Origin of the sequence: Octadecabacter dasysiphoniae (assembly GCF_021532615.1) — a bacterium.
Taxonomy (GTDB): domain Bacteria; phylum Pseudomonadota; class Alphaproteobacteria; order Rhodobacterales; family Rhodobacteraceae; genus Octadecabacter; species Octadecabacter dasysiphoniae.
Map to the genome: position 1 here is coordinate 1,055,891 of NZ_JAKGAQ010000002.1, position 19,031 is coordinate 1,074,921.

Here is a 19,031-nt window from a genome sequence, read left to right on the forward strand (position 1 = left end):
TTACAGAATGCGGCGCGCGATGACCTGTGCCTGAATTTCGCCGGCCCCTTCAAAGATGTTCAGGATGCGGGCATCACACAGGATGCGGCTGATTTTGTATTCCAGCGCAAAGCCGTTGCCGCCGTGGATTTGCAACCCGTTGTCCGCAGCCGCCCAGGCAACACGCGCGCCCAGCAGCTTGGCCATACCTGCCTCAACGTCGCAGCGCCGCCCTTGGTCTTTTTCAAACGCGCTGAAATAGGTCAGCTGGCGTGTGATCATAATTTCAACCGCCATCATCGCGAGTTTGGACGCAACTCGGGGGAATTCGATCAGGGATTTGCCGAATTGTTTGCGGTCTTGGGCGTATTGCATCGCCACGTCCAGCGCTGAACAGGCAACACCAACAGCACGCGCGGCCGTCTGGATGCGCGCGGATTCAAACGTCTCCATAAGTTGTTTGAACCCCTTGCCTTCTTCGCCGCCCAGCAGGTTCGCCCCGTCCACGTGGAAGTTATCGAACGCCAGTTCATATTCCTTCATCCCGCGATAGCCCAGCACCTCAATCTCGCCGCCGGTCATGCCGTCTGTCGGGAACGGGTGTTCGCAATCGCCCGGTGTCTTTTCCGCGAGGAACATGGACAGACCTTTGTAATCAGTGCTGTCGGGGTCCGTGCGTGCAAGCATCGTCATCACGTGGGTGCGCGACGCATGGGTGATCCATGTCTTGTTGCCCGTGACCTTATAATCATCGCCGTCCTTCACTGCCCGCGTGCGCAACGCACCCAGATCAGAACCGGTGTTTGGTTCGGTGAACACCGCTGTCGGCAACTTTTCCGCGGACGCAAGGGCAGGCAGCCACTTTTGCTTCTGCTCCTCAGTGCCCCCCGCAAGGATCAGTTCGGCGGCAATTTCGCTGCGCGTCCCCAAAGACCCCACGCCAATGTATCCGCGCGACAATTCCTCGGACACCACGCACATGGAGGCCTTGGACAGCCCAAAGCCGCCGTATTCCTCGGGGATGGTCAGGCCGAACACACCCATTTCTGCCAGCTCGTCGATGATCTCCATCGGGATCAATTCGTCCTTCAGGTGCCATTCATGGGCGAACGGTTCGACCTTTTCGACAGCATAGCGGCGGAACTGGTCGCGGATCATCTCAAGCTCTTCATCAAGGCCTGTTGCCCCGACAGTTACCTCAGCGCTGCGTTCCTGCATCAACGCCACAAGACGCAGACGGGCGGCTTGGGTGTTGCCACCTTGCGTCAGAGTCTGCACGGCAGGTTCCATCAATCCGCGCATCTGGTCTTGCGTCAGCCCGATGTCTTGAAGGCGCAGAACCTCGCCCTGGTTCATCGGGATGCCGCCGTAAATCTGCCAAAGGTATTCGCCGAACGCGATCTGGTGGATCAGCTGTTCAATGTCCCCGAACTTGCCCTCAGCGTTGATCTTTTCCGCCCAAACCTGCATCTGTGCCAGCGCTTCGACGTAGGTCGCAAGCCATGCCAACCCGTGCGATGCGGTTTGTTCCGCTTCCACCTTGGCGCCGGACACGCGGCCATCCACGACAACCAAATCCCGCACACAGTCTTTGGCGGTGTCGAGCAACGCACGCAGTGGCGTAATCGTAGCCCCTGTCAACGCCAGCAAATCGGGCAGAATGACATTGGTTTCGCTGGTCTGGTCTGTCGCGTCGCGGGGCATAGCCGACTCCTTTTTGTGCAGATGCAGCAATATCGCCTTCGCATTTGCAGCGCAATAATAATTCGTTCGAAACTTGGCGCGCGAACTAAAATGACGCACTCAATTCCTGAATCTGTTCCGTCAGCTCAATAAATCAAGGTAACCACAGGCGCCCGCCAGCTGAGGCAGGGCTTGGGGCGGGACAACGGTAAATGTCGTTTCATACAAGGTGACGCCGCCAAGGCTGGCCGTCATCGTCCAATCGCCCAAGGCCAATTCATAGCCGTGATCGAATTGATAAAACGTGATGCCGGGGGTGGTCTTGCCCCCAACCGCCGTCACGAAACTTTGCTGGGTTGCGCCGTTTCCGGTCAGTGCCGGGTGCGTCACCGTCATGGTGACCCCGTTCTGGCCGACAGGCGCATCCATCCCTGCGCGCACACCAAACCCGATGCCAAGAACCGCAGGAACAAGGCGCGCTTTGCTGACGAACGGCGGCGCGTCCTCAACGACATTGGTGGTGCCCGCGACGGTATCGGGGGCCGCGCGGGTGGTCACGGCGTCCGGCGCGCAAATCACTCCGGCCTCGTAAAATCCGATCAGTGGGGATACGAAGTCGTCGCTTTGGGCCCAAACGGCAACGCCCCCGCACAGGGCGAGGGCGCTTGTTAGAAAGGTGACTCGCATCATCATGGAGACAGTTTAGCCAATCGCGGCGGCTTTGACATCCTCATCGATGAACGGGACATATTGCGCAAAATTTTCCGCAAACATGTTGACCAGTTTGTTGGCTTGCGCGTCATAGGCGGCCCCGTCTTCCCACGTGTCGCGCGGGTTCAACAGCGCATCATCCACACCGTTACACATGACAGGCACGTCAAAGCCGAAATTCGCATCTTTGCGGAACTCGCCCTCAACCAATGTGCCATTCAGCGCGGATGTCAGCAGGGCGCGGGTTGCTTTGATCGGCATGCGCGATCCGGTGCCATAGGCCCCGCCCGTCCAGCCGGTGTTGACCAACCAGCAAGTCGCGCCGTGGCTCGCGATTTTGGATCGCAGCAGGTTGCCGTACACCTCAGGGCGGCGCGGCATGAATGGTGCGCCAAAGCATGTGGAAAACGTCGGCTGTGGTTCTGTCACACCGCGTTCTGTGCCTGCGACTTTGGCGGTGAAACCCGACAAGAAGTGATACATCGCCTGTGCAGGTGTCAGTCGCGCAATCGGGGGCAGCACGCCGAACGCATCACAGGTTAGCATGATGATGTTCTTGGGATGCCCACCAAGTGCCGTTTCAGATGCATTGCTGATGTAATTCAACGGATACGCACAGCGCATATTTGCCGTCAGGCTGTCGTCCTCAAAATCGAGCTCCAGCGTTTCCGGATCAAACACCATGTTTTCAATGACCGTGCCGGGCATCTGGGTCGTGGCGTAAATCTCTGGCTCGGCTTCGGGGTTCAGACCAATGGTCTTGGCGTAACAGCCACCCTCAAAGTTAAAGATACCGCGATCCGACCAACCATGTTCATCATCGCCGATCAGGGTGCGGTTGGGGTCAGCGGACAGCGTGGTTTTGCCCGTACCAGACAGCCCAAAGAACACCGCACTGTCGACAGGGTTGTCCTTGGCGTGGTTGGCGCTGCAATGCATCGGCATGATGTTCTTTTCAGGCAGCAGGTAGTTCAACAGCGTAAACACCGACTTCTTGTTTTCGCCCGCATATTCCGTGCCTGCGATAAGGATCATCTTGCGATCAAAATTCATCGTGATGACGGTTTCGCTGCGGCAATCGTGGCGCGCCGGATCGGCGAGAAAGCTCGGGCAGTTGATGACGGTCCAATCGGGGGTAAAGCCTTCCAGCTCGGACGCTTCGGGGCGGCGCATCATGTGGCGGATGAACAATCCGTGCCATGCCAGTTCCGTGACAAACCGCACATCAAGGCGGTGCGCCGGATCAGCGCCACCAAACAAATCCTGAACGAAATAGTCCTTGCCGCCCATATGCGCGACCATGTCGTCATAAAGGGCGTCAAACCCCTCGGGCGACATGGCAGCGTTAGAATCCCACCAAATTGTGTCTTCGGTCAGCGGGGTGCGCACGACATGTTTGTCTTTCGGGGACCGGCCGGTGAATTTTCCGGTGGTCACAAGAAACGTGCCGCCCTTGCCAACCTGACCTTCGCCGCGTTCAACCGCCAGCGCCATGATGTCGGCTTCCGAAGAGTTATAATAGACCTGACCCAGCCCATTGATGCCTTGATCGGGCAGCTTCATGGATGGGTTGACCGTGCCGTGGTCCATTGTCTCTCTCCTGAAATGAGGGGGCGGTGTGCCCCTATACTGCTGACCTAACATGACGGTTTTGCGCGTGAACAGCCGCCTTTGCGTCCGTTAGCGCAACCAATTTACAGTTAGCGCCACCAACGCGGCCGTCCGCCAACCCGAAACCCCTAAGTGAGACATTTTAGTCATTGGTTACCCTTTTTGAGTGCAAAACAGGGGGGTGATTGCACTGGTTTTCTAGATTTAGATTGATTCGCTTGGGCTAAGTGGGGCAAAACTAAGAAAAAACAGGCAATAAAAACACGAGCAGTAGAGGGGCAGTAGTATGTCACGAATCGCACTTGTCGATGACGACCGGAATATTTTGACGTCCGTACAGATCACGTTAGAGGCCGAAGGCTTTGATGTGGAAACTTATAATGATGGCCAGCAAGCATTGGATGCGTTCAACAAACGCCTTCCGGACATGGCCGTTCTCGATATCAAGATGCCGCGCATGGACGGAATGGATCTGTTGCAGCGCTTGCGCCAGAAAACCACGATGCCAGTGATCTTCCTGACATCCAAAGACGATGAAATCGACGAAGTCCTGGGCCTGCGCATGGGCGCGGACGACTACGTCAAAAAACCCTTCAGCCAGCGTTTGCTGGTGGAACGTATCCGCGCGCTGCTGCGCCGTCAGGATGCGATTTCAGGCGAAGAGATTGAAGAAACCGAAGAAACCAAAATCCTGATCCGTGGCGAATTGACCATGGATCCCCTGCGCCACGCGGTGAAATGGAAGGGCAACGATGTGTCCCTGACAGTCACCGAATTCCTGCTGTTGCAGGCGCTGGCGCAACGTCCCGGTTTCGTGAAATCGCGCGATCAGTTGATGGATGTCGCCTATGACGATCAGGTCTACGTGGACGACCGCACCATTGACAGCCACATCAAACGTTTGCGCAAAAAGATGCGTACAGCGGATGATGAATTTTCGGCGATCGAAACGCTGTACGGTATCGGTTACCGTTACAACGAAGAGTAAAGTAGAAGGCCCGCTATGACGGTTGCCCCAAAGATTGACACCAAGATCGACGTGCGTGATCTGAAGTCCGTGCGCGACGCTGCGCAGGCTTCGGGTGGCGTCGTTCTTGGTGATGACTTTGTGGCACCGCGGGCTGATGATGCGATGACGCAACGCCGCAAACGGCGCGGCATCTTCCATCTGCGTAAATCCCCTCTCGCCCGTAAAATCATCACGTTCAACCTGTTCGGGTTGATCGTGCTTGTTGCGGGCGTGCTTTACCTCAATCCGGCGCGCGACAACCTCGCCTATCAACGCGGTAGTGCGCTGGTGAACGAGGTTGAATTGATCGCCGACGTGTTTGAGGCCCAATTGCCCGTCAACGCCCCCGTCAACCTCATGAGCGGGGACGGAATGGATGCGCAGATGACGCTCGAAAACCTCGATCTGCGCGGCGGTGTGGATGTGTATCTGCTTGATACCAGCGGTGTTGTTGTCCAGAAATATTCCGATCCCACGCCGCAAGACGCGCCCGTTCCGGGCCTTGAATTGCAGGACCGTGGTGTATTTCTGACAAACGCCCTCAGCGCGTTCCTGCAAAAGATGGCAGGGCTGTTTGGCGCAAGCGATGCGGCGATCACAACGCCCGACATATCCGAACAGTTGCAGGGGTCTGTTGCAGCAACCCTTGAAACGGGCACGTGGATCGACACCCAGAAAGACCCGCAAGGGCGGTCATTTTTCACAGCGCTAACGCCCGTCGTCCAGCAGGGCGGCACGCCGGTCGGTGTTATCGCGCTGGTTTCCGCGCCCGGTGAATTGGACGCGCTCGTCACGCGGGATCGCGAACAGCTTTTGCAGATGTTCCTGATCGGGATCGTGGTGTCGATTGTCATGAGCCTCGCACTCGCCTCGACCATTGCTCACCCGCTGTCGGATTTGGCCAAGGCGGCTGAATTGGGCCGCGATCGCAACGCGCGCAAAATGTCGCCCCACAGCATCCGCATCCCTGATCTTACGGGCCGTCCCGATGAAATTGGCCGCCTGTCCGGCGCGCTGCGTGGCATGGTCTCAGCGTTGTTTGAACGCATCGAAGGCAACGAACAATTCGCCGCTGACGTCGCGCACGAGATTAAGAACCCGCTGGCGTCGCTGCGCTCTGCTGTGGGGACGCTGCGCAATGTGAAACGCGAAGATCACCGCGACAAAATGCTCGACGTGATTGACCACGATGTGCAGCGCCTCGACCGTTTGGTCAGCGATATTTCCAACGCCTCGCGTCTGGATTCCGAGCTGGTCAAAGAAGAGGAAGAGCCGTTCAACCTCATCAAAACGCTGACCCATCTGACCGAATTTCTTGGCAACGAAGCCAAACAAAAGGGCGTCGATTTCATCTCTGACCTGCCCAAAGATCCGATTGAAATCATGGGCCTCGAAGGGCGTCTTGCGCAGGTTTTCGTCAACCTGATTTCCAACGCCACGTCGTTTTGCGAAGACGGCGACGCGATCCGCGTTTGGGTGCGCAAACGTGAAAACCGCGTGCTCGTGGTCGTCGAAGACACAGGGCCCGGCATCCCCGACGGCGCGCTGCAAAAAGTGTTCCAGCGGTTTTACTCCGAACGCCCTGAACAGCAATTCGGTGACAATTCCGGCCTTGGACTCGCGATTTCCAAACAGATCGTCGAAGCGCACGGCGGCGTCATCTGGGCCGAAAACATCCGCCCCACCGATGCCGACATCGGGTCTGAACCCCTGGGCGCGCGGTTTGTCGTGGGTTTGCCTGTCTGAATGCTGTCCGTCGCGCCCAAAAATGGGCCGGACGGCCACCTGCAACTGCATGCCAGTACCGTCGTCATCAATGGAAAGGCCGTTGCCTTTACCGGCCCGTCAGGTTCGGGCAAATCCGGCCACGCTTTTGCCTGCATGGCGCGGGGGGCGCAGCTTTTGGCAGATGACATCACGTGGCTTGAACATACGCCAGACGCGCTGATCGCCCATTGCCCCGCCGCGATAGACGGCCAAATAGAAGCACGCGGCATAGGTCTGCTGAACGCCCCTTCGTATGGGCCCGCGCCCCTGCATCTGATTGTTGATCTGGGGCGGCAGGAAACGGCCCGCTTGCCCGAAAAGAAATCAGTCACGCTTTTGGGGCATGACATCCACGTTCTTCACAACCCCGACACCACCTATTTCGTTGACGCCGTCCTGCACTATATGCTGCATGGCAGCATGAATGGACAATAGGTACAGAATGCAATCTGAAAACCATCTTCCCCAGAAACTCATCGTGGTCAGCGGCCCGTCCGGCGCAGGGCGTTCAACGGCGATCAATATTCTCGAAGATCTCGGGTTTGAGGGGATCGACAACGTGCCACTGTCCCTGATCACCCGCCTGACGGGTGGTGAAATGCCGCGCCCGATGGCCATCGGCATAGATGTGCGCAACCGTGATTTTTCCGCGAATGGCGTCAATGATGTTCTGAACCAGCTGCGCCTGCGAACCGAAATCGACGCGCAAATGCTGTATCTGGAAGCCAATGAAGACACGCTGGTGCGCCGTTATTCCGAAACGCGCCGCCGCCACCCCCTTGCGCCCAAAGAACCTGCCATTCAGGGCATCCGCCGCGAAGCAGACTTGCTGACGCCGATCCGCAATCAGGCCGAATTTCTCCTCGATACATCCGAACTTTCGCCCCACGATCTAAAGGCACGCCTGACAGACTGGTTCGGCCATGAAGGCAGCGCACTGTTTGGCGTTACGCTGCAATCGTTTTCCTACAAACGCGGATTGCCCAAAGGCATCGACATGGCGTTCGATTGCCGCTTTTTGAAAAACCCGTATTGGGATGCATCCTTGCGCGCGCTGACCGGCGAAGACGCGCGGGTCGGCGACTATATCGAAACCGACGCGCGCCTTGCAGCGTTCAAGGCCAAAGTCACGGACTTGATCGTCATGTTGCTGCCAGCGTTTCGCGAAGAAGGTAAATCACACCTCAGCATCGGATTTGGCTGTACCGGTGGGCAACACCGTTCGGTCTACGTGGCAGAACAGGTCGCCTTGGCCCTTGCGCAACAGGGGTGGCAAGTGTCTAAACGTCACCGAGAATTGGACCGACACGCAGTGAGTCTGTCGGGCAAAACTGGATCGTAGGATTGCGGATTTGATCGGTATTGTGATTGTGGCACATGGCGGGTTGGCGGCGGAATATCTGTCCGCTGTTGAACATGTTGTCGGCCAGCAAACCGGAATTCTGGCCATTACGATCACCCCAGACCATGATCGTGCCGCCAAACAGGCCGAAATTTGTGACGCCGCTGACAGTGTCGATACAGGCGATGGCGTTGTGATCGTGACGGATATGTTTGGCGGATCACCGTCCAATTTGTCGTTGCGGGCCTGTAGTCCTCAAAACCGCCGGATCATGTATGGGGCAAATCTGCCAATGTTGGTCAAACTTGCCAAGTCGCGCAGCAAAACGGTGCCGGATGCTGTAAACGCTGCGCTTGATGCGGGTAGAAAATACATCGACAGCCACTCTGTTGATCTGGATACAGGACATTAATGTATGGCTGTGCAGACGCTGAACATCGTCAACATCAAGGGGCTGCACGCCCGGGCCTCGGCCAAGTTTGTCGAAGTCGTTGAAAAGTTTGATGCGACCGCCGAAGTGTCCAAAGACGGGATGTCCGCCGATGGGGACAGCATTATGGGGCTTTTGATGTTGGCAGCTTCTAACGGAACCTCTATTGAGGTTGAAACCAAGGGCCATCAGGCTGACGCGCTTATGGAAGCGCTTGCAGAACTCGTCGCAGATAAATTTGGTGAAGGGGACTAAGCCGTCCCGCCCATTCTAGGAAATCGCGTTTGACCGATCAGACCAACAGTTCGCAGACCGAAGCGGCAGATGCCGACGACGCGCCGCGCGTGTATGATCGCCGCAGCCTGACCTATTCCGAAACCTTCGACAGCAACACCAAACGCTGGTTCATCATGGCGATGGAATGGGTGACCGGTAAGATCAAAGTTATTCGTCGCGTGCGGCGGTTCGAAAAGATGGGCACACCCAAGGGACAGGCGTTCTGGCCTGCCACGATGAAGGCCATGGGGATCGAAATCCAGACCCCGCAGGACCAGTTGGATAACATCCCCGAAACCGGCCCTGTCATGTTTGTCGCCAATCACCCGCACGGTTTGGTGGATGGTATGATCCTTGCTGATCTGATCGGGCGGCGGCGCAACGATTACCGCATTCTGACGCGGTCTTTGCTGACCGGCATCGATGAATCTGCGTCCAACTACATGATACCCGTTCCGTTTTTGCACGAAGAAGACGCGCAGAAAAAGATGATCGAAATGCGCGCCAAAGCGATGGAACATCTGTCCAACGGCGGTTTGATTGCCTTGTTCCCATCCGGCGTTGTCGCGTCCTCTGACACGGCGTTTGGCCCCGCGATCGAACAGGAATGGAACGTCTTCACCGCCAAAATGATCAAACGATCCGGCGCGACAATCGTCCCGTGTTTCTTTCCGGGCCGCAATTCGCGGGCCTATCAGATCGCCAACCAGATCAACGCGACGCTGCGGCAGGGTCTGTTGATCCACGAAGTCGCCTATGCCTTCGACAAGCCACAAAAACCCGTCATCGGCAAGCCGATCACGCCTGATGAATGGGCAGACCGCAGCAAAGATCCACGCGCGTTTATGGCGTGGCTGCGCGAACGTACACTGGCGTTGAAAGAAGACTGAAAATCAGCGCGTCGGAACGGGTGTTTCACCGCGATAGTCATAAAACCCGCGTTTTGTTTTGCGGCCCAGCCATCCGGCTTCAACGTATTTCGTCAAAAGCGGGCAGGGGCGGTATTTGGTGTCTGACAATCCGTCGTGCAGCACCGTCATGATCGCCAAACACGTGTCCAACCCGATGAAATCCGCCAGCTCTAGCGGCCCCATGGGATGGTTTGCGCCCAGTTTCAGCGACACATCGATGGATTCCACATTCCCGACGCCCTCATACAGGGCATAAATCGCCTCGTTGATCATCGGCATCAGGATGCGGTTGACGATAAACGCGGGGAAATCTTCGGCCGTTGCCGATGTCTTTCCAAGGCGGTCCACGACACCCTTACAGGCATCGAATGTGGGCGCATCTGTGGCAATCCCGCGGATCAGTTCGACCAGCTGCATGATCGGCACGGGATTCATAAAGTGGAACCCCATGAATTTTTCAGGCCGATCCGTGCGCGCCGCAAGCCGCGTGATCGAAATAGATGATGTGTTCGATGTCAGGATCGTGTCCGGCGTCAGATGCGGCAACAGGTCTTCGAAAATCGCCTGTTTGACGGTCTCGCGCTCGGTCGCGGCTTCGATCACCAGATCGGTGGGCCCCAGGTCCGTCAGCGTCATCGTTGTTGCGATACGGCGCAACCCTTCGGCCTTTTCATCTTCGGTTATCAGACCCTTAGATACCTGCCGGTCCATATTTTTGCCAACGCTCACCATCGCAGCCGACAGGGCATCGTCAGAGATATCGGTCATCAAAACCTCATATCCCGCCAATGCGCACACATGGGCAATCCCGTTGCCCATTTGCCCTGCGCCCACGACGCCGATCCGTTCAATGCTCATGTCCGATGTCCTATCTGGTCGCGCCATCATAGGCGCGCCAACAGGCAGCCTCAAGCGGTGGGATTTAGTCAAATTGACCCATTAATGGATTGGCAATGGAATCGGCAGAATGTTGGCGGTGGTGAGTGTAAATTTAGCAAGGGTGGGACCTATGAAAACCGAAATAAGACCAAGGGGCGCATTGCGCCTGACACCGTGTAACTATGGCACGTCCAGAGTATCGTTTCGCGGGCCGATGCGCCCAATAAACGGGCGCTACATTGCCGTTTTAGGCGGATCAGAAACATTCGGGAAATACATCGCGCAACCGTTCCCCGACCTGATTGAAACAGCAATCGGTGAAGTCTGCGTGAACCTCGGCTGTCAATCCGGCGGGCCAGACGTGTTTTTGCAAGATGCTGCAATCCAGTCGCTGTGCCATGACGCAGCGGCGACGGTGATCCAGATTGTCGGCGCCGTGAACCAAAGCAATACATTTTACAAAGTGCATCCGCGCCGCAACGACCGCTTCATCGCGCCCAGCGAAAAGTTGAAAGCGCTTTATCCCGAAATCGATTTTTCTGAAATCGCCTTTACAGGTCATCTGATCGCAAGGCTGCGCGCCGTGGACGAAGACCGTTTCGCGCTTGTTCGCGATCAGTTGGAACAAACGTGGGTGCGCCGCATGAAGGCGCTCATCGGGCAGGCAAACGGGCCTGTGGTCTTGTTGTGGCTGGCCCCAAGCGCGCCGCGCAAGGTCGCCCAAGGGGGGGAACCTGCATTCGTGACGCGCGGCATGCTGAACCAATTGCGCCCCTACGTCGCCGATATCGTTGAGGTTATCGCTGAACCAGGATGCACCGACGGCATGCTTTTCGCCCCGTTAGAGGAACTGACCGCCCGCGAAGCAATGGGCCCCGACGCCCATATCGCCGCCGCCAAGGCCCTGCGCACGCCGCTGCGGCGCGGGTTGGACTAAAACGCAAAAGGCCCGCCACATCGGGCGGGCCTTTCACAAATCTGTAGCAGCGATTTAGCCCAGCTTTTCAACAAGCTCGGGCACGGCTTCAAACAAATCCGCAACCAGACCGAAATCGGCAACCTGAAAAATCGGTGCTTCTTCGTCTTTGTTGATCGCAACGATCACTTTGGAATCCTTCATACCAGCAAGGTGCTGGATCGCGCCGGAAATACCAACAGCAACGTACAGATCAGGGGCCACAACCTTACCCGTCTGGCCAACCTGCCAGTCGTTCGGTGCGTAACCGGAATCTACCGCCGCACGGGACGCGCCAACAGCCGCACCCAGTTTGTCAGCCAAACCTTCGATCAGTTTGAAGTCTTCTTCGGACCCGACACCGCGTCCACCGGACACAACCACGCCCGCAGACGTCAATTCAGGGCGATCAGACGTCGCAACCTTGTCTTCAACCCATTCGGACAGGCCGGGGTTTGCGACAGCAGCGATTTCTTCAACGGACGCAGACCCGCCTTCACCAGCGGCGTCAAACGTTGCGGTCCGGATGGTCATGACCTTGGTCGCATCCGCAGACTTCACAGTCTGCAACGCGTTGCCCGCATAGATCGGACGCTGGAACGTATCCGCGTCAACCACAGCGATCACTTCGGAAATGATCATCACGTCCAGCATCGCCGCCACGCGGGGCAGGATGTTTTTGGACGCCGCAGTAGAGGGTGCGCAGATGTGGGAAAAATCACCCGCCAGCGACACGATCAGATCGGCCATCGGTTCGGCCAGATCGTGGCCATAGGCATCGTCAGATGCGCACAAAACCTTGGAAACGCCCGCCAGCTTCGCAGCCTCAGCGGCAGCGCCCTGGCAGCCAGAACCCGCACACAACACGGTCACGTCTCCCATTTGTGTGGCAGCACTCAGCGCCTTCGCGGTCGCGTCCACGGACAGCTCACCATTCACGACTTCAGCAATCAGAAGAACAGCCATTACACAGCCCCCGCTTCTTTAAGTTTCTCGACCAGTTCATCAACAGAACCGACAATGATACCAGCGGCCCGTGTTTCAGGCTCCGCAGTGGTGACGACAGCAAGACGCGGCGCAACATCAACGCCGTAATCGGCGGGTGTCTTTTCATCCAACGGCTTTTTCTTGGCCTTCATGATGTTTGGCAAGGACGCGTAGCGCGGCTCGTTCAAACGAAGATCCACAGTCACAATCGCAGGCATCTTGATTTTGATGGTTTGCAAACCGCCATCGACTTCGCGGGTGATTGTCGCGCTGTCACCGTCCACATCCAGTTCGGATGCGAATGTGCCCTGCGCCCAACCTGTCAGCGCAGCCAGCATCTGGCCCGTCGCGTTCATGTCGTTGTCGATCGCCTGCTTGCCGGCCAAAACCAGACCGGGCTGTTCTTCGTCGATGATGCCTTTCAGGATCTTCGCAACGGCCAGCGGTTCGATGTCATTGTGCACATCATCCGTGGCCACGACCAAAATCGCGCGATCCGCACCCATCGCCAGCGCCGTGCGCAGCGTTTCCTGGGATTGCTTCACGCCGATTGAAACGGCGATGACCTCTTCGGCCTTGCCAGCTTCTTTCAGGCGGATCGCCTCTTCGACAGCAATCTCATCAAACGGGTTCATGGACATTTTGACATTGGCGAGATCAACACCGCTACCGTCCGCTTTCACACGAACTTTCACGTTATAATCAATCACGCGTTTGACGGGTACGAGGACCTTCATCAGCGGTTTCTCCCTAGAGGTTCAAATTCTTGTTTCGGATACCGCACGGGGCGGTCGAAAAATAGGTCAGAATCGACGCAGGGGTTCATCCTGACGTCGCGTTTGTGAAAAAACGCCCAAAAATTTCACCAAGTCAAGGAAGAACGCCAATCCAGAAGGATTGATTTTGATATTCTTAAGGAACTAGGCCGCCGTCAGCGGTTCGCGCCCGGAACCCACAATACGTCGTCATTGCCGTTGTCGTTGGCAATGCGGGACGCGTTAAAGAACCAGTCGGACAACCGGTTCAGGTATTTAACTCCCGATTGGTTCACCGATTCCACGCTGGCCAATTCCACCGACAACCGTTCAGCGCGGCGCGAAACCGTGCGGCACAAATGCAGATGGGCGGCCAAAGCAGACCCGCCGGGCAGGATAAAACTACGCAAGGGCGACAGCACATCATTCATCGCATCAATTTCATTTTCCAGCCGCGTCACTTGCGCATCCGTCATGCGCAGGGGCGGATATTCCGCATCGGCGTCCTTTTCCATATCGGGGCGGCACAGGTCGGCACCCAAATCAAACAGATCGTTCTGGATCATCGCCAGTTGGTCCGCCATCGGCCCTGTCGCGTGAAGGCGCGCCAGACCAACGGTTGCGTTGGTTTCATCCACCGTGCCGTAGGCGTTCACCCGCAATGAATGTTTTGCCACGCGGCTGCCATTGCCAAGCGCCGTTTCGCCGGCATCACCTGTCTTTGTATAAATCTTGTTGAGAACGACCATCAGTTGGCTCCTTGGCTACGGACGTATGCAAAGCCCACGATCAGCACAACAGCAACGAACTGTGCGACAATGCGCAGCTGCATGATTTTGTTGGATTTCTTGCTGTCACCACCGGCCTGAAATGTCGACAGGCCCCATGCCAGAATGGCAAGCACAACAAGGCATGCAACAAGAATGACATAGAAAAACGGATCGTCAGCCATGAATTTGGTCCTTTGTTATTCAGTCCGAAAGGTAGGCGGCATTGTACAGAAGGGAAGGGCTAACCTTTGCCCAAAACACGATCAAGCGCGCGGGTCGGCAAAATGCGGCGCAAAAAACCCATTAGATAGGTGGGCGTTGTGACGTAATAGCGCGGCTTGGGGTTGGAATGGGTGCAGGCCGTCAACAGCTTGGCCGTCACCGCTGACGCAGGCAATTCAAACCTGTCCGGCCCGCGATCTTCATAAAGCCGCTTGCGCAGGCGCTTTTCGTACAACGCGCGGCGCGGTGACCCTTCCCAATCAATCCATTTTTCAAAATGCGGAATCGATTTTTTGCGGATTTCAGACGTCACAGGCCCGGTGTTCATCGTCACGATCTTGATATTGGTGTCCGCCATTTCGAGGCGCAGCGTATCCGTCAGCCCCTCAAGCGCGAATTTCGTAGAACTATAGGCCGCGCGCCACGGCATCGTGACCATGCCCAGAACAGACGAATGTTGCACAATCCGCCCGTGGCCTTGGGCGCGCATCACGGGGATAACGCGCACCGTCAAATCATGGACACCAAACACATTGGTTTCAAAATTTGCGCGCAAAGCCTCGCGGGGTAAATCCTCGGCGGCACCCGGTGTGCCAAATCCGCCGTTGTTGAACAGCGCATCCAGCGTCCCGCCTGTGGCCGCCAACACCTCGGCCAGTCCGGTTTCCAGCGTCGCCGTGTCGTTGTAATCCAGCAGCGGGCTTTCAAACCCTTCGGCCTTCATGCGGTCGCAATCGGCCTGCGCGCGGCAGGATGCAAACACACGCCATCCTGCGTCCCGCATTCCATGGGCCGCGTCATAGCCAATTCCAGAAGAACAGCCTGTGATCAGAATTGATTTTTTCATGCCGCTTGATGCCCCGCAATCGCGGGCGCGGCAATCAGGTTTCCGGGTCGGTCAAAAGGCGTTCGGCCATCCAGCCTTCAAGGCCCCGTTCCGTGCTGACGTTCGCCCAACCTTGGGCGTCAATGCTGAGAACTTCCAGCTTGGTGCCACCTTCCAGCGTCGTGATCACATCAAATCCGGTGCCCGGCCCCATCCGCATGTTCACGCGGCTTCCAGCGACTGCGCGGATGTCCAATTTCGGCTCAACGGCGGGGGCGATGATTTCGATCACCTCTGGCGCAACCTCCGGCTCAACCGCGACGGTGATTTCAGGCTCGGCAAGTGCTGGCTGTGGTGTCACGTTGGATGACGACACGGACAGCAGCGTTGTCGTTTCCGCACGGGCGACGATTTCGGGCTCAACAACGGCGGCTTCAGCCACCTGTCGCTGCTCGGGCACGAAGTCCGCGCCGCCCGACATTTCGTAATAGCCCCAGCCCATAAAAGCAAAGGTCAGCCAAACATAGCTTTTCATGATGAGAACCCCCCAGAGATTCTATTTACTGTTTACGACCCCAACTTAACAAAGGCGTGATCGTTCCGTCAGGGTAAATATTAACTTTTTTGCGGGGAAAAATTAAACGCCCGCATCCGAATTCACCGTTGTCGCGCTTTTGCCACGCCGTTACACACAATCTATGAATGATGATACGCTAGACCCCAAGATGAACCCGACCGAACCCCTGCGCCGCGCGCTGGGTGATCGCTATCTGACCTATGCGTTATCGACAATTATGCACCGCGCGCTGCCGGATGCGCGGGACGGGCTGAAACCTGTTCACCGTCGAATCCTCTATGCGATGCGTGAATTGAAACTCGCCTCCAAGGGCGGCTTTCGTAAATCGGCCAAAATTTCCGGCGACGTGATGGGCAACTATCACCCCCACGGTGATGCCGCGATTTACGATGCCATGGCGCGATTGGCGCAGGATTTTAACGTCCGCTACCCGCTGGTGGATGGCCAAGGCAACTTTGGCAACATCGACGGCGACAACCCTGCGGCGGCCCGATACACCGAAGCGCGGATGACCGCCGCGGCTGAAGCCCTGTTGGAAGGGCTGAACGAAAACGCCGTTGATTACCGTGAAAACTACGATGGCACACTCGAAGAACCTGTTGTTCTTCCGGCCGCCTTCCCGAACCTTTTGGCGAACGGGTCCAGCGGCATCGCTGTGGGCATGGCCACCAACATCCCGCCTCATAACCTCGAAGAACTCATCAGCGCCTGCCTGCATTTGATCAAGGCCCCGAACGCGCGCGATGAAACCCTGCTTGAATATATCCCCGGCCCCGATTTCCCGACAGGCGGCGTGATTGTTGAACCCAAAGAAAACATCGCCGACGCCTACCGCACCGGCAAAGGCGGTTTCCGTCTGCGCTGCCGCTATGAGGTTGAGGATCTGGGCCGTGGCCAATGGCAGGTCATCGTCACCGAAATTCCCTATCAGGTCCAAAAGTCCAAGCTGATCGAAAAGCTCGCAGAGGTGATCCAGCTTAAGAAGGTCCCGATCCTCGCCGACGTGCGCGACGAAAGCGCCGATGACATCCGCATCGTACTAGAACCCAAATCCAAGAACGTCGATCCAGAAGTTCTGATGGGCATGCTCTACCGCAACTCCGATCTGGAAACGCGGTTCAGCCTGAACATGAACGTGCTGATTGACGGCCTGACGCCCAAGGTCTGTTCCCTCAAAGAAGTGCTGCGCGCCTTCCTTGACCACCGCCGCGATGTGTTGATCCGCCGTTCCCAGCACCGCATGGAAAAGATCGATCACCGTCTTGAGGTGCTCGAAGGCTTTATTATCGCCTTCCTCAACCTTGATCGCGTGATCGACATTATCCGCTACGACGACAGCCCCAAAACCGCCCTGATGGCCGAGGATTGGGGTAAAACCCACGTCCGCGCCATGGACGAAGCTGACTATGTGTCCCCCGTCGCGGGTGGCGAAATGGGCCTCACCGAAGTTCAGGCAGAGGCGATTTTGAACATGCGCCTGCGCTCTTTGCGCCGCCTCGAAGAAATCGAACTGGTCAAAGAACGCGACGCCCTGATGCTGGAACGCGCAGGCCTCGAAGACCTGTTGGACAGCGAAGATCTGCAATGGCAGACCATCGCCGACCAGTTGCGTGAAACCCGCAAAACGTTCGGCAAATCCTATGAAAACGGCGCGCGCCGCACGACATTCGCCGAAGCAGGCGTCGTCGAAGACGTCCCCCTTGAGGCGATGATCGACAAAGAACCTGTTACGGTCGTTTGTTCCAAAATGGGTTGGATCAGGGCGATGACAGGCCACATCGATCTGGCCCGTGAACTAAAATTCAAAGACGGCGACGAAGGGCGGTTTATCTTCCACGCCCAAACGACGGACCGATTGCTGGCCTTCGGCAGCAACGGGCGATTCTACACGATTGGCACATCAACCCTGCCCGGCGGGCGCGGCATGGGCGAACCCCTGCGCCTGATGGTGGACCTCCCCAACGAGGCCGAAATCGTCGCGCTGTTCATCCACAAACCGGGCAACAAACTTCTCGTGGCGTCCTCTGCGGGCGACGGATTTATCGTCCCCGAAGACGACGTGATTGCGCAGACCCGCGCGGGCAAACAAGTGCTGAACGTCAAAGGCGACGTGCGCGCCAAAGTCTGTAGCGACGTTGTGGGCGATCACATCGCCTGCGTCGGTGAAAACCGCAAAGTGCTGTTGTTCCCCATCGATGAATTGCCCGAAATGGGCCGCGGCAAAGGCGTGCGTCTGCAAAAATACAAAGACGGCGGATTGTCTGATGCAACGACCTTCACGATGGCGGATGGCCTGTCATGGCTCGATCCGGCGGGGCGCACCCGCACGGAAACCGAACTCGGCGAATGGGCGGCAAAACGTGCAGGCGCTGGGCGCATGGCCCCACGCGGATTCCCGCGCGACAACACCTTTACCTAAACTGTGATCATGGCGGCGATTGCGGGCTCGCGCCTCTTGGGCTAGGCATGGGGCGTTGATAAAGGGGCGGATATGCGAAATTTCTTGGCTTTGTTGGGCTTGATCGGCCTGACCGCGTGTGGCGGCATTCGGGATGATCTGGCCAATGCACCGGATGCAATCGGGGCGTTTCGCCTTGGCCATAACATCGCCGTCGTCAACGAACCCGTCCAAGGCCCGTTTTCACGCACTGTCAGTGATGATGCGTGGCAGGCCGCGATGGTCACCGCCGTCCAAGACCGCCTCGGCGAAGCGCGCTATTTCGGTGATAAATTCTTTCACGTCGGCGTCGCCGTCGAAGGCTACGTTCTGGCCTACCCCGGCGTCCCGCTGGTCTATTCCCCCAAATCCGTGCTGATTTTCACCGTGAATTTCTTTGAGGATTCGACGCAGGAAAAGCTCAACGATGAAGCGATCCAAATCACCGTCTTTGAACCCTGCTGCAACATCCCGCTGATCGGCACCGGTTTCACCCGCTCCGCCGAAGAACAGATGGAAGGGCTGTCGTTCACCGCCGCGCGCGCCATCGAACGCACAATGCGCCAAAACGCGGATTGGTTTGGCGGCACGCCTGAAATCCTCGAAGCAGACGACACGATCCTCGAAGGCAACGTGCTTGAGGACAATCCAGACCTGATCGCGCCGCCGCAAGAACCCCCCGCCGAACTGCTGGCCCAAACCAATCCGCCCGGCACGATCGGTCTGCCCTAGCCCACAACACCCTTGATCTTTGCGCCCATCCGCAATACATCGCCCGCGATGTTGAACAGGGCACACATATGGCCCCCGAATGACAAGGCGCCTCGATCATGGCTAAGGAAAAGTTTGAACGTAATAAACCGCACGTAAACATCGGCACGATTGGTCACGTTGACCATGGTAA

At 57.2% G+C, this 19,031-nt stretch carries 20 protein-coding genes; 10 read left to right on the plus strand and 10 right to left on the minus strand.

Features of this window, described 5'->3' with window-relative positions; translation table 11 throughout:
* The 3 genes from L0664_RS12245 to L0664_RS12255 all read right to left on the minus strand — a co-directional run bounded on the left by L0664_RS12245 (position 1) and on the right by L0664_RS12255 (position 3,963).
* Positions 1-1,683 carry an acyl-CoA dehydrogenase family protein gene (locus tag L0664_RS12245; RefSeq protein ID WP_235226134.1) on the minus strand — a complete coding sequence of 561 codons (1,683 nt, stop codon included), beginning with the start codon at positions 1,681-1,683 and terminating at the stop codon, positions 1-3.
* Between the two features lie 120 nt (positions 1,684-1,803).
* On the minus strand, positions 1,804-2,355 hold the full coding sequence (locus L0664_RS12250) for a DUF3859 domain-containing protein (RefSeq protein ID WP_235226135.1): 552 nt from the start codon (positions 2,353-2,355) through the stop codon (positions 1,804-1,806).
* 9 nt (positions 2,356-2,364) lie between these two features.
* Positions 2,365-3,963, minus strand: a complete 1,599-nt coding sequence (locus L0664_RS12255) for a phosphoenolpyruvate carboxykinase (protein ID WP_235226136.1) — start codon at positions 3,961-3,963, stop codon at positions 2,365-2,367.
* A gap of 307 nt (positions 3,964-4,270) precedes the next feature.
* On the opposite strand from L0664_RS12255, the gene L0664_RS12260 reads away from it, so the two are divergent.
* From L0664_RS12260 to L0664_RS12290, 7 genes are read left to right on the plus strand one after another with little or no spacing between them, the layout of a single operon-like run.
* The gene (locus tag L0664_RS12260; RefSeq protein WP_235226137.1) at positions 4,271-4,972 is read left to right on the plus strand and encodes a response regulator transcription factor; all 702 of its coding nucleotides are present in this window, start codon (positions 4,271-4,273) and stop codon (positions 4,970-4,972) included.
* Positions 4,973-4,987: 15 nt separating this feature from the next.
* Positions 4,988-6,739 (plus strand): sensor histidine kinase, encoded by a 1,752-nt coding sequence (locus L0664_RS12265; RefSeq protein ID WP_235226138.1) that lies wholly within the window; start codon positions 4,988-4,990, stop codon positions 6,737-6,739.
* Positions 6,740-7,195, plus strand: coding sequence for an HPr kinase/phosphorylase (locus tag L0664_RS12270; protein ID WP_235226139.1), 456 nt, complete (start codon positions 6,740-6,742; stop codon positions 7,193-7,195).
* 7 nt (positions 7,196-7,202) lie between these two features.
* The gene (rapZ, locus tag L0664_RS12275) at positions 7,203-8,102 is read left to right on the plus strand and encodes an RNase adapter RapZ (protein WP_235226140.1); all 900 of its coding nucleotides are present in this window, start codon (positions 7,203-7,205) and stop codon (positions 8,100-8,102) included.
* Between the two features lie 10 nt (positions 8,103-8,112).
* On the plus strand, positions 8,113-8,514 hold the full coding sequence (locus tag L0664_RS12280) for a PTS sugar transporter subunit IIA (RefSeq protein WP_235226141.1): 402 nt from the start codon (positions 8,113-8,115) through the stop codon (positions 8,512-8,514).
* 3 nt (positions 8,515-8,517) lie between these two features.
* Positions 8,518-8,787 (plus strand): HPr family phosphocarrier protein, encoded by a 270-nt coding sequence (locus tag L0664_RS12285; RefSeq protein ID WP_235226142.1) that lies wholly within the window; start codon positions 8,518-8,520, stop codon positions 8,785-8,787.
* 29 nt (positions 8,788-8,816) lie between these two features.
* Complete coding sequence (locus tag L0664_RS12290; protein ID WP_235226143.1) at positions 8,817-9,698, plus strand: lysophospholipid acyltransferase family protein; 882 nt, start codon at positions 8,817-8,819, stop codon at positions 9,696-9,698.
* A 3-nt stretch (positions 9,699-9,701) separates the two neighbouring features.
* On the opposite strand, the gene L0664_RS12295 is transcribed toward L0664_RS12290, so the two are convergent.
* A complete protein-coding gene (locus L0664_RS12295; RefSeq protein ID WP_235226144.1) occupies positions 9,702-10,577 on the minus strand; it encodes a 3-hydroxybutyryl-CoA dehydrogenase in 876 nt (291 codons plus the stop codon).
* 151 nt (positions 10,578-10,728) lie between these two features.
* Here L0664_RS12295 and L0664_RS12300 point away from each other — a divergent pair, with 151 nt between their 5' ends.
* Positions 10,729-11,535, plus strand: coding sequence for a DUF6473 family protein (locus L0664_RS12300; RefSeq protein WP_235226145.1), 807 nt, complete (start codon positions 10,729-10,731; stop codon positions 11,533-11,535).
* 54 nt (positions 11,536-11,589) lie between these two features.
* Here L0664_RS12300 and L0664_RS12305 read toward each other — a convergent pair whose 3' ends face one another.
* The 6 genes from L0664_RS12305 to L0664_RS12330 form a co-directional block, all read right to left on the minus strand.
* Positions 11,590-12,519 (minus strand): electron transfer flavoprotein subunit alpha/FixB family protein, encoded by a 930-nt coding sequence (locus L0664_RS12305; protein ID WP_235226146.1) that lies wholly within the window; start codon positions 12,517-12,519, stop codon positions 11,590-11,592.
* Positions 12,519-13,277: an electron transfer flavoprotein subunit beta/FixA family protein gene (locus L0664_RS12310; protein ID WP_235226147.1), complete on the minus strand. Its 759-nt coding sequence runs from the start codon at positions 13,275-13,277 to the stop codon at positions 12,519-12,521. The genes L0664_RS12305 and L0664_RS12310 overlap by 1 nt, the downstream gene beginning before the upstream one ends.
* 194 nt (positions 13,278-13,471) lie before the next feature.
* A complete protein-coding gene (locus L0664_RS12315; protein WP_235226148.1) occupies positions 13,472-14,044 on the minus strand; it encodes a cob(I)yrinic acid a,c-diamide adenosyltransferase in 573 nt (190 codons plus the stop codon).
* Positions 14,044-14,247: a twin transmembrane helix small protein gene (locus L0664_RS12320; protein WP_235226149.1), complete on the minus strand. Its 204-nt coding sequence runs from the start codon at positions 14,245-14,247 to the stop codon at positions 14,044-14,046. The genes L0664_RS12315 and L0664_RS12320 overlap by 1 nt, the downstream gene beginning before the upstream one ends.
* A 59-nt stretch (positions 14,248-14,306) precedes the next feature.
* Positions 14,307-15,134, minus strand: coding sequence for an SDR family NAD(P)-dependent oxidoreductase (locus L0664_RS12325; RefSeq protein WP_235226150.1), 828 nt, complete (start codon positions 15,132-15,134; stop codon positions 14,307-14,309).
* Between the two features lie 34 nt (positions 15,135-15,168).
* Positions 15,169-15,648, minus strand: a complete 480-nt coding sequence (locus L0664_RS12330) for an SH3 domain-containing protein (RefSeq protein ID WP_235226151.1) — start codon at positions 15,646-15,648, stop codon at positions 15,169-15,171.
* A gap of 163 nt (positions 15,649-15,811) precedes the next feature.
* Between L0664_RS12330 and L0664_RS12335 the strand changes: the two genes are divergently transcribed.
* Positions 15,812-18,109, plus strand: coding sequence for a DNA topoisomerase IV subunit A (locus L0664_RS12335; RefSeq protein ID WP_235226152.1), 2,298 nt, complete (start codon positions 15,812-15,814; stop codon positions 18,107-18,109).
* Positions 18,110-18,181: 72 nt separating this feature from the next.
* Positions 18,182-18,859 (plus strand): hypothetical protein, encoded by a 678-nt coding sequence (locus L0664_RS12340; RefSeq protein WP_235226153.1) that lies wholly within the window; start codon positions 18,182-18,184, stop codon positions 18,857-18,859.
* The last annotated feature ends 172 nt before the right edge of the window (positions 18,860-19,031 follow it).

Coding starts and splice junctions, on each gene's coding strand:
- L0664_RS12245 (WP_235226134.1), bottom strand. CDS start 1,683: ATGCCCCGCGACGCGACAGACCAGACCAGCGAAACCAATGTCATTCTG.
- L0664_RS12325 (WP_235226150.1), bottom strand. CDS start 15,134: ATGAAAAAATCAATTCTGATCACAGGCTGTTCTTCTGGAATTGGCTAT.
- L0664_RS12250 (WP_235226135.1), bottom strand. CDS start 2,355: ATGATGATGCGAGTCACCTTTCTAACAAGCGCCCTCGCCCTGTGCGGG.
- L0664_RS12300 (WP_235226145.1), top strand. CDS start 10,729: ATGAAAACCGAAATAAGACCAAGGGGCGCATTGCGCCTGACACCGTGT.
- L0664_RS12320 (WP_235226149.1), bottom strand. CDS start 14,247: ATGGCTGACGATCCGTTTTTCTATGTCATTCTTGTTGCATGCCTTGTT.
- L0664_RS12330 (WP_235226151.1), bottom strand. CDS start 15,648: ATGAAAAGCTATGTTTGGCTGACCTTTGCTTTTATGGGCTGGGGCTAT.
- L0664_RS12270 (WP_235226139.1), top strand. CDS start 6,740: ATGCTGTCCGTCGCGCCCAAAAATGGGCCGGACGGCCACCTGCAACTG.
- L0664_RS12285 (WP_235226142.1), top strand. CDS start 8,518: ATGGCTGTGCAGACGCTGAACATCGTCAACATCAAGGGGCTGCACGCC.
- rapZ (WP_235226140.1), top strand. CDS start 7,203: ATGCAATCTGAAAACCATCTTCCCCAGAAACTCATCGTGGTCAGCGGC.
- L0664_RS12265 (WP_235226138.1), top strand. CDS start 4,988: ATGACGGTTGCCCCAAAGATTGACACCAAGATCGACGTGCGTGATCTG.
- L0664_RS12305 (WP_235226146.1), bottom strand. CDS start 12,519: ATGGCTGTTCTTCTGATTGCTGAAGTCGTGAATGGTGAGCTGTCCGTG.
- L0664_RS12335 (WP_235226152.1), top strand. CDS start 15,812: ATGAATGATGATACGCTAGACCCCAAGATGAACCCGACCGAACCCCTG.
- L0664_RS12310 (WP_235226147.1), bottom strand. CDS start 13,277: ATGAAGGTCCTCGTACCCGTCAAACGCGTGATTGATTATAACGTGAAA.
- L0664_RS12260 (WP_235226137.1), top strand. CDS start 4,271: ATGTCACGAATCGCACTTGTCGATGACGACCGGAATATTTTGACGTCC.
- L0664_RS12255 (WP_235226136.1), bottom strand. CDS start 3,963: ATGGACCACGGCACGGTCAACCCATCCATGAAGCTGCCCGATCAAGGC.
- L0664_RS12295 (WP_235226144.1), bottom strand. CDS start 10,577: ATGAGCATTGAACGGATCGGCGTCGTGGGCGCAGGGCAAATGGGCAAC.
- L0664_RS12315 (WP_235226148.1), bottom strand. CDS start 14,044: ATGGTCGTTCTCAACAAGATTTATACAAAGACAGGTGATGCCGGCGAA.
- L0664_RS12340 (WP_235226153.1), top strand. CDS start 18,182: ATGCGAAATTTCTTGGCTTTGTTGGGCTTGATCGGCCTGACCGCGTGT.